This is a genomic window from Paenibacillus sp. FW126-R14 (assembly GCF_058789495.1).
The window spans coordinates 59,299-74,100 of the sequence record NZ_JBYTBS010000025.1; the positions used below are offsets into that span (position 1 = coordinate 59,299).

Below are 14,802 nucleotides of genomic sequence, written 5' to 3' on the forward strand. Positions count from 1 at the left end.
CCAAAAGTCTGAATACTGATTTGAAAGCGATTCCTCTCATACTAAAATAGTAAAAAAGTTCAAAGGATTACGCTCAACTAGAAGATGTAATCAGATTCTTTGTATGGAGGATGTGGTGAACAGACATGGAAAAGATTCGTTTTGGCGAACTCAGGGAGATTGAATTAACACGTTATATTAAGGCAGGAACCAATCAAGAAATCGAAGAGGAAATCTACAAGGTTTTTCGAGGTATTGAGGCAGGAGCTTCGGTTCAGGACAATCAAATTTATTTGCTCGAAATATTAACCTGCATCCTGAAAGCGGCCAAGGATTTAAACCTGGATATTGAAGTGGTTTTGGGCGAGGCGTTTGTTCCTTTTACCCAAATAGCCAATTTCACCACCATGGAGGAAGCCAGGATTTGGTTGACGGACATTAGCATTAATATGAAGAATCATATCGCTGCAAAACGTCAGTCCAATTTCACGAATCTAGTCGATCGAGCTAAAGAGTATACAAAAAAACACTATCATTTGGGCGATACTTCCATTAATAAAGTATGCAGCCACCTTCATATAAGTACAGGCTATTTTAGCAGCATTTTTAAGAGAGAGACGAAGATGACCTTTGTTAATTATTTGAACGATATTAGGTTGGAGGCCGGCATGGTGCTGCTGCGTACAACCGATATGAGAGCTTTGGAGATTGCGGAAAAGGTCGGTTACTCCGATGCCAATTATTTTAGCTTTAGTTTCCGCAAAAAAGTAGGCGTAACGCCAAGAGAATACCGGAATAGTTTCAGAGGAGTGTGACAAAGTCGCTTATGGCGGCTTTTTTCTTTTGCAGCCATACAAGTTTAGATGATGATTTCTAAGTTTTGCAGCAGTATTTTTTAGTGTCTTTTAAGTAGAGTTCAGATAATATATTAGTATCATTGCATAAACATTTCAAACATCAGGGTGAGGAGGTCTATAATGAAGTTTTCGTTAAGATCTCATTTTAAATCTTTGCGCTCGAAGTTGATTTTTGGCTTTTTAATTACGACGTTTCCGTTGATCATTTTGCTGATTACGAACAATCAGTACGCGATTCAAGTCGTACGCAAGCAAGTTTTTCAATCTAATTTACATACCATTAATTTATATATGGGGCAAATCGATCGTAATTTAGATGAAGTTGATAAATATTTATACAATACGCTGGCGACTGAGCCGGATTTCTTGAGGCTGGAATACCCGATTAACAGTGACAGCCAGCTGTACTATACGGCTAAAGTTCAATTGTTCAACAAGCTTTCGACGGATAGCAACAATTATAAAATAACGGATTCTTTATTCTTCTATTCAGCGATTAACAATGATCTAGTCACAACTTCCTTGCTAAGATATAACTTCAACGAACGTGAAACGATAAAGGGCGAGCTCAAAAATATTTTGATGCAACTTCAAATCAAGCCGGACCCCGAATATCGTTATGATCAATGGCACGTTATCAAATTAAACAGCAATTACTACTTGTATCATATTGTAAAAAAAGGGAATGTCTATCTTGGCGCTTGGACAAGTGCCCAAAGGATCATGGTGCCGACTGATTTTATTGATTTGGGCAAGCAAGGAAAGGCACTATTTGTGACAGATCAGCTTGAGCCCATGGAAGAAACGGATTTCTTTCAATCTCATGGCATTCAGATTCAGTATGATGTTGATGAGTATATGATGACGGGGGACAAAGAGAAGTTTTTGGTCGTAGGCCAACAATCGCTTAAGGGAAAATTCAGCTTGCTGGCCTGGATTCCTGATAGCAGTATTTTGGAAAAGCTGCCTTATTGGCAGCGCGTACTAACGTTTATTGCGCTCGGCTGGGTGGTGAGCTTGGTCATTTTCATTTTCTTTTTGAGAAAAGTGCTCCTGTACCCGATTAACAAACTCGTTAAAGCCATGAAAGTCGTGCAGATGGGCAACTTAAATGTAGCCGTTACGTATCAATCGTCCTCCGATGAATTTGTGTTAATGAACCGAACGTTCAATCAAATGGTTTCACAAATTCAAGATTTGAAAATAAATGTGTATGAGGAACAATTACAGAAGCAAAAGGAAGAGCTTAAGCATCTGCAGCTTCAAATGAACCCGCATTTTTTTCTTAACTCGCTTAATGTGATGTATAATCTTGCGCAAGTGCAGAAGTACGAACTCATTATGGAAATATCGCGTAGTCTTGTTCAATATTTAAGATTTATGTTCCGAACGGATTTGACGTTTGTTTCGTTAAAGGATGAAATCAACCATACCCGGAATTATTTGAAAATACAAGCCTTGAGGTTCCCGAATCATTTGTCGTTCGACATCTCCGTGCCTGACGATCTGAACTCGTGTAAAGTACCCCCGCTTGTTATTCAGACTTTTGTCGAGAATACGATCAAACATGCAGTAACCTTAGACGAACCGATTCAACTAGCGATTACGATCCGTCAAATTGAAGGAGCAACGCCATCTATTCAACTGCAAATTCAAGATAGCGGTAAAGGTTTTCCCCTTGATGTATTAAGCCGGTTGCAGAAAAATCAAGGACTGTATTCGGAGAAGGGCGAGCATATTGGGATTGCCAATGTGCAGCGCAGATTGCATCTATTGTACCAAGAGAAAGCAAACCTGACCTTTTCGAACGGAGAGAATTTCGGAGCTAACGTTGTAATCGTTCTGCCAATTGCCACGTAACGCTAGGACCGGGGGGGCGAAAGATGAGAATGAGAGGGATCCGCATTGCTTTGCAAATGCTTAGTTTGATCCTGGTGACCGTACAGCTCGCTGGATGCACGTGGAGTCAGAAGAAGACCGATCAACCTCCCTCTGCGAAGCAGTCGCCGGATAGTGTGATAACGTTCTACTTTTATACGGAAATCCAACGGGATATGAGAGAAATTGAGACGGAAATCAGTAAAATAACGAAAGAAAAATTGAATGTTACCGTGAAATTCATGCCTTATATGAGCACCACCGAGCTGCAGCAAATGATGATGACGGCTGACAACAAGCAAATTGATTTGATGCTCACAGGCAGCGGTACGATCAATACATTGATCGATGGAAATCAGCTTATTCCGCTGAATCATTTGCTGGCTACAGAAGGTCAAGATATCGAAAAAGTGCTTGGTCCTGATATTTTAAATAGCGTGGTAAGAAACGGGGCGATCTTTGGAATTCCCAGCATGAGGGATTTAGCAACCAATTATGGCATCGTGATGCGCAAAGATCTAGTTGATACATATAAAATAGATATCTCGCAAATAAAATCCATCACTGATCTGCAACCTGTGTTTCAAACCATAAAACAAAACGAGCCTGGGCTCACACCGCTCGTTCCTTATGCAGCTTCTATATATGGCGGAATTCGTTCCGGAACTTATGATGAATTAGAAGACAGCATCGGCATTCTCCCAGGGTATGATAACGATTTGCAAATTGTGAATTTATATGAGAGCGAACAGTATGCCAAGGACCTGAATTTGGTACGAACTTGGTACTTGTCCGGCTTTATTGACCCGGATGTTGTGTTTAAGAGAAGCGGCGCAGCGGAGCTGGTCAGGGCTGGGAAAGCATTCGCTTACTTTAGTCCTCTGAAGCCCAATGTCGAGCAGCAAGAATCCAGATTAACGGGCTATCCGATGGTCGCCGTTCCGTTCTCTCAGCCTGTCATGACAACGAAACAATTGAATACATCGATTATGACGATCCATAAAAATTCTAGAAATCCGGAAAAAGCTATGAGTATTCTGAACTTGCTCTACTCCGATGAACGGATCATTAATTTATTGGACAATGGCATCGAAGGGAAGCATTATATTCAAATCGCCCCAAACATCATTGATTTTCCAGAAGGCATCAATGCTTCCAACACGGGATATGTGTACAAATCATGGGCGGTTGGCAACCAATTCCTTTCCCATATATGGAAAGATGACGGCGATGATATATGGAAGAAGATGGACGTGTTCAACAAAACCGCAAGGTTATCGAAGGCACTCGGGTTTACGTTCGATTCGTCTCCGGTAAAAGCGGAATATGCGGCCGTTAAGAGTGTGCTCAGACAATATGGCTATGCACTTGAAACCGGAACGTATGAGCCTGCGGTGAAATTGCCTGAATTTAATATGAGGCTTAAGGCTGCAGGGATTGATACGGTGATTAAAGAGAAGCAGCGTCAGCTCCTTGTCTGGGATCAGAGCAAACGATTTAATCAAAATCAAGCGGGAGGAAACAAATGACAGAGAAAAACGCATATCACTTATTGTTGGTAGATGATGATATACATTCAATTGATTGCGTGAAATCTGGAATTCATTGGGGAGAGTATTCGATTGAAGAGCCTCAAGTTTCTTATAATATTCGACAAGCCAAGGAAATACTGAAGCACGGTCACATTGATATTATGGTCTGCGACATCGAGATGCCGCAAGGAGACGGTCTGGAACTGCTGGAATGGATAAACGAGCAGCGCCTTACGGTGGAAGTGATTTTCTTAACGTGCCATGCCGATTTTAAATATGCGCAGCGGGCCATTCATTTGGGAAGCCATGCTTTCCTATTAAAGCCAGTCCCTTTTAAAGAGTTAATAGAAGCCGTTGTGAAAGCACAGGATAAAATCATCAAAGAACGGGAAACGGTTAAGTATGAAAAGACCTATCGTCTTTGGAAAACGCATCAACCACGATTAGTTGAAAGCTTTTGGATCGACTTGCTTCATCAGGATATCTCCTCCAATCAAGATCAGCTGCAACGATTATTAAAGGAGAGAGAGATTCCTTACACGATGGATACCAAGTTCGTACCGGTATTAGTCAGTGTACAACGATGGCATAAACCTTTAACGAATCGCGAACAGAAGATTATGGAGTATGCGCTAAGGAATGCGCTGGAGGAAGTATTTATCGCGAATAGCGGTATCGAATGTCAAATCGTGCAAGAACGGGATGGCAGCATCCTTGTTTTCATCGACGGTGCAGAGGGGAACAACTTTGAGAACGAGCAGCTAAAAAAGATATGTCAGATGTATATCCAATCCTGCAATCTCTATTTTTATTGTGATATATCCTGTTATATCGGTGTTTCTTCCTTTATATACGAAGCTAGAGCCATGGTAGAGTCTTTATATCAGCTTGAAGCAAACAATGTGAATTTAGATAATCGCGTATTTCTGTTAAATGAGAAGGAAAAGCGGGCTGTGCTGGTTATGCTGCCTGATATGAACGCTTGGTTTGAAATGTTGAAGCTGGGTTCAACGAAAGAACTGATGGCGGAAATCAATTATTTTTTTGATGGATGGATGTTAACCGAGAGGCTGGATCCCTCTTTATTGCATGAACTCTATCAAGATTTCATGCAAATGATTCACTATACATTAAGGATCAGGGGGCTTCAAGCTCACCAAATCTTATCGGGTTCCGTAGCTATGAAATCCATGATAACAGCCATTAGAACGGTCACCGATCTTAGAGAATGGGTAATTACCGTCATTCAGTTTGTTAGAGATCACTTGGATTCACTGGAAAATTCGCAATCGGTGATTGAGAAGGTCAAGCATTATATTGAGATCAATTTGAACCATGAAATTTCACGGGAGGATATTGCCAAACAGGTTTTCTTGAATGCCGATTATTTAAATCGTATTTTTAAAAAGGAAACCGGGCAGCCGATATCGGAATATATTTTGCAGCAGCGGATGAAGACGGCCAAAGAATTATTAATTAAAACAGAGATTCCAATTAGCAATGTCGCCACTTCCGTCGGCTATTCCAACTTGCCCTATTTTTCGAAAATGTTTAAAAAAGTAACGCAGATGAGTCCGCAAGACTTCCGTCAATGCCGGCAGCCTGTCAATTTCTAAATGCATACAACACACCAATCTCTTATCGATTTGTTCCGGGCTGTTAGGACTGGAACAAAGGGGTAAGGGATTTTTTTTCTGAATCTCTTAATGTCTGAATAGTTAAAACGAGAGGTCTGAATACTGATTTGAATAGAACATAGACAACGTTACTATAGAAGTAGGACCTAGGCCTTGATGGAGGTGTATAAAGCTTATAAATCGCGAGCTCCTTTTTTAATGAAAAAGCATTCAGCTTCACTGCAATTTTCAAAAAAAGTTGAAGGAGAGTTGGCAATTGAAAACCAAGAAATTTAAAAAGACATTACGAGTGGTGACTACCAATCTATTAGTAGGGACCATAGCCTTTTCTTCAGCAGGAATAGTTGGTCAACAGGTTGCATTAGCAGATTCGGCAGCTGTAAACATTCCAGGATTGATTGAAGCAGAGAATTATACGGCTGCATCGGGATACACGGCTGCAAATATTGAAAATCAAGCTACAGCTAGCGGTGGGAAAGATATTACTAACGTAGTTGCAGGCAATAGTCTTAGTTATTTAGTCGACGTAGCTACCGCTGGAAGTTATAAAGTGACTATGCGCTATGCGGCCTCAACGGCAAATACGAAGTCTTGGTCGATAAGAGACGGCAGTGGCAGCGTGCTTTACACAGGGGATACCCCCTCCACAGGCGGCACGACGACTTGGGGAACCGTATCCGGGTACGTTGATCTGCAGGCAGGCGTTAATACAATAACTCTTTTTAACGACAAGAATGGCTATAAAATAGACTCGCTCCAATTCGACGTGTATCAGGTACCGGCGCCAACGGGAACTCCGTCAGCAGGCACCTATGGTTCAACCGTGTATGTAAGTCTCTCCGATGTTGTACCTAATGCGCAAATCTTCTACACCACAGATGGTTCTACTCCTGTTGTAACTGTCACCAATGCGACCTATGCCCCTGGGAATGCGGCGACCAGTTTGTATTTCACTCCTATTCCGGTATCTACGACAACAACGATTAATGCAATTGGCACGAAGTATGGAGCCAGCAACAGCGCGGTAACTTCAATCTCCTACACGTTCGATTCAGCTACGAAAGCCGTCAAGCCAACAGCGTCCAAGGCTTCAGGGAGCTATAGCGGAACGCAGAGCGTAACTCTTTCAACCACAACCGCGAATGCAAAAATTTATTACACGACGGATGGAACTACGCCGGCCACGTCCGTGACAGGCTCGACAAAGCTGTACAGTGCGGCGATATCGATTGCTTCTACTTCCGATTTGAAAGCGATTGCAGTTGCGGATAGCTTAAATCCGAGCGATGTAGCTACCTACAACTATGTGATCAGTGCAACAGCGGCGGCAGCACCTACTGCTGATATTACAACAGGCGCCAATATTGCCAGCGGGGCAAAATTGACTCTGACCTCGTCGTCAACCGGGACCAAAATTTACTATACGACTGATGGAAGCACGCCTACGACCTCTAGCACTTTATACACAGGCAAAATCCCGTTAACGAACAGCATCGCAGCAGGCAATACGGTTACGATTAAGGCGATTGCCAGCGGGGGGGCTTTTGCAAGCAGCACAGCGGCTTCGTTTACTTACACGATTGACCCAAGTCTTGTGCTTCTCACGAATGAAGCGTCGATCCCGGCCGTTGTAGCCGAAATGACGAATCAAGAGAAGGCGGATATGGTGAGCGGCGGCGGTTCAACCACCAAATTGCCAGGCGCTGCCGGAGCCATTAAAGGGGTAACCAGACTCGGGATTCCGGTGACGGTCAATACGGACGGCCCTTCGGGCATACGAATTACCGCTCTTCCTTCCGGTGTAGTGGACTCGCAAGGCAATCAAACGACCCGATATGCGACGCAATGGCCGAATGGGGCAGCCCGTGCTTCCACTTGGAATACCGCGCTTGAAGAACAGCTTGGAACCGCTTTTGGTAAAGAAATTCATTACTTCGGTTCTGATATCTTGCTCGCTCCGGGGATGAATCTTCACAGAAGCGCACTGAATGGCAGAAACTTTGAATATTTCTCCGAAGATCCGGTGCTTACCGGGAATATAGCGGCAGCGGAGGTTAACGGTATTCAGTCGCAAGGTGTGGGTACGACAATTAAACATTTTGCCGCCAACAACCAAGAAACGAACAGATCCAACGGTTTAACGACCGTCAGCAAAAGAGGACTCCGTGAAATGGAGTTAAGAAGTTTTGAAATTGCCGTCAAGAAATCGCAACCATGGGCGATCATGACTTCTTACAATCAGATTAACGGTGTGAGTGCCGCATCCCACTATGATTTGTTGACAACCGTCACGAGAAATGAGTGGGGCTTCAAAGGATACTTTATGACCGATTGGGGAGGTCAAGGGAACGCATCTTATTGGCCTGCGCAAACAGGGAATAACGCCAACTCCTCCAATTTAAAAGCGGGGCTGGATCTTTCCATGTCAAGCGGTAATGCCGCCAATGTATTGACGGGATTATCCTCCGGATTTGTTTCGCAAGCGGATCTGGATGCTTCCGTAACAAGACTGCTTCAATTCATTATCAAAACGCCAACTTTCAAGGGCGATTTGCCAAGTACAGAACCTAATATCTATACGGCGCAAAACGATGCCATTGCTTTCCAAGCATCTGTTGAAAGTATGGTCATTCTGAAAAACAATATCGTTAACAACAAGTCGGCTCTTCCAATTGCAAACGGGAATATTACGGTTATCGGCAATGCAAGCAACAGTATGGTAGCTGGCGGAGCAGGAAGCGGCAGCGCGAATATCGATACATCCAAGGTTTTGCAGCTCCCGGCAGCGCTTAGCCAGGCATACGCCAAAGGCACGGTGATCGATGCAACGACGATGGGCTTCCCTCAAGTAGCCAGCGTGTTAGCGGTTGGCGGATTTGGCGGAGATGCGGCTATGAATGAAATGTCGCTTTCAGACAGTCAGATGAATGATCTCGTCAAAAACACAAGCAGCACCGTCATGACGATTAAAAGAGGCTCTGCGGAGGGTACGGATATCGCCGCGAAAAAAGGCGCGTACTATCTAAGCGATGCAGAACAAGATCTAATCAGCAAAGCTTCTGCTAAAAGCCGGGCGCAAGGGAAACCATTTATCGTCGTCCTCAATATGGGAGCCCCGGTTGAAATGGAGAGCTGGAAAGACAAAGCGGATGCCATCCTGTTTGCTTGGGAACCAGGCTCTGTTCTTGGCAAATCTGTAGCGGCCGTGCTTACCGGAGCAGCTAATCCATCGGGTAAACTTTCGACCACGTTCCCAATTGATGTAACCGGAAATGCAAGCAATGGCAAACCGTTCCAACCGGCCGTAGACTTCGGTCAAACTAACGCCCAAGGCGGCGAAGTGTACAACGAAGGCATTTATTCCGGCTATCGTTACTACGACACATTCAATGTGCCTGTATCGTATGAGTTTGGCTATGGTAAAAACTATTCCACATTCGATTACAGCAATTTGCAGCTGAGCTCGGGCTATTTCAACAATGCGAATAGCACGCTCAATGCTACCGTTGATGTGAAGAATACAAGTACGGTTAGCGGGAAAGAATCTGTTCAGCTCTATATTGGAGCGCCAGGCAAATCCATGGATAAGCCGGTTAAAGAGTTGAAGGCTTTTGCCAAAACCGATGTATTGGCGCCAAATGCCAAACAAACGCTGAATTTCAGTGTGGATGCGAAATCGCTTGCTTCCTATGATGAAGCCCGTGATGCTTGGGTTGTTGAACCAGGTCAATATGTCGTATATGCCGCAGCTTCTTCCAAAGACATTAGACAGGTATCGACCTTCATCGTTCTAAGCGAGATCGTTGTCGAGCAGGCTCACAATGTTCTGAATCCGGATAAGGCGATGAATATCATGAAGCCGGCGGTAACCGGCAAAGCCATTACGGGGTATGTCAGTGTGAACGCAACTACCAATGCAGGCAAGGCTCCTGTGCTTCCTTCCACCGTTCAAGCGATTTATAACGATGGAACCATTCCATCTGTGAATGTGACATGGAATAGCATAGACGCACTCACCTATGCCAAGGGTGGAACTTTCACGGTCACAGGTGTCGTAGCAGGTGCCGCTATTCAACCTACAGCGACGATAACCGTCAATGCTACGGCTTCAAGTCCGACTCTGAAGGGCTCGTATTTGGCAGGACTGTCTGACACGATCTATTTAGCATTCAGCTTAAATGGAGCAACGAATGTAGATGCTCAGGATCTCACGTTAAGCTATGATCCAGCTATTTTTGATTACATTGATACGACTATTTTAGGTAATTCAACGTTTGCGCATTCTCCTGTCGTCGATTCTGCAGCGGGGACAGTCAGATTCCTTCTGGCTAATACGACAGGAAGTGGCAATGCAGATGGTTTGAGCATCAAGCTGAAGACGAAGTCTACAGCGGCTGTAGGATCAAGCCTCGTGAAGGTTTCAGGAGCTGTTTCCGATGGTCAAGGTGTCGTAACCAATATTGGGATTGGATCGAAAATCATTACCATCAACCCCAATATCCTTAATAACGTTCCGGGTTACGATGTAGGCGATCTGGGAATTGTTTCACACAATTACGGTGCCAAGGTTGGAGATGAGATTTGGAATAGTATTAAGAAAGCCGACTTTAATGAGGATGGCGCTATTGGTCTCTTTGACTTGGTGTATGTGGCAACAAAGATCTTAAATAATTAACGAGAGGTTTTACCGAGAGGGTATTAGCAGTATGAGCAGTACCCTCTCTATCTAGCTTAATTTGAGGTGCTATGATGAGAAAAAAGTATAAATCCATGTCCATGTTCATGATGATGATCTTGCTTGTTTCACTTTTACCTGTGAATAATATCATTTTCGCTGAAGATACGGCCTCGTTTCAATTCAAATCAAATACGAGCGGCATGAACATCGGGGACGAATTTATTTTGACGGTAGAAGCGGATAATGTGAAGGATTTGGTGGGATACGAGGTTGTTGTTTCAGCCGATACGGATAAGCTTTCCTACTCATCGGCAGTCTCATCGCTTACCGGCGGACAAACCATCGTTGTCCCAAGAGATAACACGATTACCATTGCTTACTCCAAGATGGGCGACGAGAAGCATGAAAACGGTCATGTCCCTCTGAGCTCCATCAAATTTAAAGGCATAGCTGCCGGAGCAGCCAATGTGACGCTTCAGTCCGTCAAATTGATGGATGGCAGAATGAATGACTCGGATTATGCTCCGAATCAGACGGCATCTGTAACCATTGCCAGCAGACCTGGAACAAACCCAGGCTCAGGTGGGGGTTATGTTTCCAGTCCGTCTACCACGATTACAATTACAGAATTGGAAATGAAGAATGCAATTCATTCGGCCAGTGAAGGTACGGCTGCAATCAAAACAACTATCGCAAAAGATGCAAACGAAGCTGTTATTACTATTCCTGAAGCCATTATTAAAATGGCCGCCGACAATAACATTCAGAAGATTGAGATTGATGCGGGCGTAGCAACCGTAACTTTGCCGATGGAATTTTTAAAAACGTCAACCTCCAATGTGCAGCTTTCGTTAAAGAAAGAGGATGCAAGCAAACTCTCTCCAGAAGTGTCGAAGGTGATTGGAAGCAATCCTGTTTATGATATTAGACTAAGTGTCGATGGGAAAGAAACGAGCCATGTACAAGATGCAAGTGTAAAAGTAGCTTGGGATTACAAACTGGATGATGCGAATAAAGACGCCGGTAAGGTTGTCATTTATTTCATTAATGAGAATGGAAAACTTGAAGTTGTGAAAAATAGTAAATTTAATTCTGCAACCGGAAAAGTTTCCTTTCATACCGAACAAACCGGAAAGTATGTGGCTTTGTACAACGAAGTAAGCTTCCAAGATATTGCAAGTGTACAATGGGCCAAAGCCAGCATTGAAGCATTGGCCGCAAGAGGGATCATTAACGGTGTTAGCGATCATCTGTTTGAACCGAACAATAACGTTACAAGAGCACAGTTTATCAAGATTCTTATGCAAGCATTTGATCTGGATGACGACTATGCTGTAAGCACGCTCACAGATGTTAAAAAAGGCGAATGGTACTATAGTTCAATTGCAGCAGCGGAAAAGCTGGGAGTTACGCAAGGAAAAGAAGACGGCAGTTTCGGTATAAATGATTCCATAACGAGACAGGACATGGCCGTAATGATCGATCGGACAATTAAAGTAATGAAATTGAAAATAAGCGGAAGTACATTCGCCGCACAGTTTGCGGATAGCTCCGATATTTCGGAATATGCAGCGGATGCTGTGATAGCGATGCAGAAGATGGGCGTTATCGAAGGCGTTGGCGGCGGGAACTTTGCACCGAAGGATCATGCGACCAGAGCACAAGCTGCTGTCATTATATATAGGGTCTTTAATCTGGTACCTTAATGTTCAAAGGCTGGTTTTCGCTGCACCGGAAACCGGCCTTTTTTGTCACAAAAATGGATAAAATCCAAAAAATAGGTCACTCTAAGGGCTATCGCCCATGTCGGGCGAATGATACTGACGACGACAGGGAGTGAACGTTAACGCATGTTTCACGGCAGGAAAAAGCATGTCTGGATCCTACTAATCTGTATCGCCTTGTTTTGCTCAACTTCAACGACCGCCTATGCGTTTGGAAAAGGGGTTAAGGGGCCGGATGTTTATGCGGTTCAAGGGATGCTGAAATCTCTGGGCTACTATAGCGGACCCATTACAGGTTACTATGGCAACCAAACACAATCGGGCGTTAAAGCATTCCAAAGCAGATACGGCCTTCCGGTTACCGGAAATGTCGACGATCAAACGCTGCAATCCATTCTATGGGCGTATGGGAACTTGAAAATTCCCAAAAAACCGGTCCCGCCGCCGGCACCGACCCCACCGCCATCCGAACCGCAGCCGTCGCAGCCAGAACCAGGCCCAGCTCCACAAGTCCCGCCGACAACGGGATTAACGGTAGAGGAACAGCAAATGTTGGATTTGGTGAATAAGGCGCGCGCTGCAGCGGGACTTGCTCCGATTGCTGCCGATGCCGAGCTGACCAAAACGGCAAGACTCAAAAGCCAGGATATGGTCGACAATAAATATTTCTCTCATGATTCGCCGACGTATGGTTCACCCTTTCAAATGATGGAAAAATTCGGCATTACCTATAACGCAGCCGGAGAAAACATCGCTTGCAATCAATCCGTGCAGGCGGCCCATGAAGCGCTGATGAATTCACCTGGCCACAAAGCGAATATATTAAGCAAAGATTACACACACATTGGGGTCGGTATCGTAAATGGAGGACCCTGCGGTAAAATGTTCACGGAGCAGTTTATCGGGAAATAGCGCAAGCCATAAAGCCTCAGCCCGCACGATGGGCGGAGGTTTTTTCGACATATAAGAATTTATATGTTTTTGGGGTGAGCGAAGCTTACCCCTTATTTAAACATATAAGAATTTATATGTTTTTGGGGTGAGCGAAGCTTACCCCTTATTTAACATATAAGAATTTATATGTTTTTGGGGTGAGCGAAGCTTACCCCTTATTTAATTTTTTGGTATGTTAAAGCTATGGACTCTAACATACTAAAGCGGATTTTTTTTGATGAGCAGGGACACTGGGATGCCTTTGTAGAAAAACATAAAGAACATATTCGGCCTAACGTGATAAAAGAGGTACAAAAATTTCGTGGTTGCGGAGACCCTCGTAATGGATTCAAGATCCTTGTTTGCGAAGGGTGTCATGATATTCGTAGAGTGCCCTATCGCTGTAAAGGACGATTTTGTACGACTTGTTCTTGCGGAGAGACCGAAGAGTGGAGCCGTCTGATGATGGAGGATGTATTCCAAGTGAATCATCGACATGTGGTATTTACCATCGATGAAGGGTTATGGAGTGTCTTTTTGCTACATCGAAGAATGTTGAAGGAGTTCATGGACGAAGCAGTTAGAATTATGAAAGAACACTTTGAGAAGAAACATAAAATTACGCCTGGAATCATTGCGGGATTACATACGTTTGGCTCGCGGCTGAACTTCAATCCTCATATCCACATGCTCGTAACGATGGGAGGGATGAAGTCAAACGGAGAATGGAAAACGTACGATTACGTGCCGTTTGAAATGCTTAGAAAACAGTGGCAAACCGTCGTGTTAAAATTAATTCGAAGAAATTTGAACGAGGAAGAAAAAAAACAAGTACAGCCAAGATTACAGAAAGCCTACTTAGCAAATGGAGCAGGCTTCTATGTACATGCACCGAAGCAAAAGGGGAATGTAAAGGAGCAGCTGGGTTACATCGGACGATACATGAGAAGACCTGCTATTGCGCTGGGAAGGATAAAAGAGTACGACGGTGAGTTCGTGGTATTTAGCTACCATGATAAAACCAGTGGAGAAGAGAAAACAGAGAAATTGACCGTGGAAGAGTTCATTGCACGGGTTATTCGTCATATTCCTGACGAAAATTTTAAAACAATTCGCTATTATGGCGTCTATGCACGGCGAATAAAGAGTGTGTGCAAAAAGTTGGTAAAGGGCTGGCAAAAAGAAGCAAGGAAGTGGATAGTAAAAGCAAAGAAACAACTAAAGCGGAGGAATTGGAGAGAGAGAATTCAAAAAGCAACGGGGAAGGATCCCCTAGTCTGTCCGAAGTGTGAATGTTACTATGAATACAAGGGGGAAGTCTGCCTAGAGGCAGGCAAACTCGTGATAAGATACGCAGCTTGTAAGAAGAGTAGGGGCTGTTTGGAAAGGATGATTAACGATTTCACAGGGCAAGAAAACAAAACACAAAAAGAAAAAGCCACAACTGAGCATAAGCAATTACATGCTGTCCAAACAGAGTGTGAAGTATATATGTTTGACCTGTTCGGAAACAGAAGAAATACCGCTTAAGGTGGTTCGTAATTTTGATGAAATGGATCATGGAGATCCCACAGTTCCGCCGCA

8 protein-coding genes are annotated in these 14,802 nt (G+C 43.9%); all 8 read left to right on the forward strand.

Translation table 11 applies throughout. The features are described from left to right. The first annotated feature begins 125 nt into the window (after positions 1-125). The 8 genes from AC3WRW_RS17225 (at position 126) to AC3WRW_RS17260 (ending at position 14,748) form a co-directional block, all read left to right on the forward strand. Entirely contained in the window at positions 126-794 is a 669-nt protein-coding gene (locus AC3WRW_RS17225; protein ID WP_492547535.1) for a helix-turn-helix transcriptional regulator, read from the forward strand. 162 nt (positions 795-956) lie between these two features. After that, positions 957-2,696 carry a sensor histidine kinase gene (locus AC3WRW_RS17230; RefSeq protein ID WP_492547536.1) on the forward strand — a complete coding sequence of 580 codons (1,740 nt, stop codon included), beginning with the start codon at positions 957-959 and terminating at the stop codon, positions 2,694-2,696. 23 nt (positions 2,697-2,719) lie between these two features. Beyond that, on the forward strand, positions 2,720-4,243 hold the full coding sequence (locus AC3WRW_RS17235) for an ABC transporter substrate-binding protein (RefSeq protein WP_492547537.1): 1,524 nt from the start codon (positions 2,720-2,722) through the stop codon (positions 4,241-4,243). Continuing rightward, positions 4,240-5,862 (forward strand): response regulator transcription factor, encoded by a 1,623-nt coding sequence (locus AC3WRW_RS17240; protein WP_492547538.1) that lies wholly within the window; start codon positions 4,240-4,242, stop codon positions 5,860-5,862. Before AC3WRW_RS17235 ends, AC3WRW_RS17240 begins: the two co-directional genes overlap by 4 nt. 277 nt (positions 5,863-6,139) lie before the next feature. Next, positions 6,140-10,558 carry a chitobiase/beta-hexosaminidase C-terminal domain-containing protein gene (locus tag AC3WRW_RS17245; protein ID WP_492547539.1) on the forward strand — a complete coding sequence of 1,473 codons (4,419 nt, stop codon included), beginning with the start codon at positions 6,140-6,142 and terminating at the stop codon, positions 10,556-10,558. A 74-nt stretch (positions 10,559-10,632) separates the two neighbouring features. Further along, a complete protein-coding gene (locus AC3WRW_RS17250; RefSeq protein ID WP_492547540.1) occupies positions 10,633-12,267 on the forward strand; it encodes an S-layer homology domain-containing protein in 1,635 nt (544 codons plus the stop codon). Between the two features lie 195 nt (positions 12,268-12,462). Then, on the forward strand, positions 12,463-13,197 hold the full coding sequence (locus AC3WRW_RS17255; protein WP_492547541.1) for a peptidoglycan-binding protein: 735 nt from the start codon (positions 12,463-12,465) through the stop codon (positions 13,195-13,197). A gap of 225 nt (positions 13,198-13,422) precedes the next feature. Further along, entirely contained in the window at positions 13,423-14,748 is a 1,326-nt protein-coding gene (locus AC3WRW_RS17260; protein WP_492547542.1) for an IS91 family transposase, read from the forward strand. Positions 14,749-14,802: the final 54 nt, after the last annotated feature.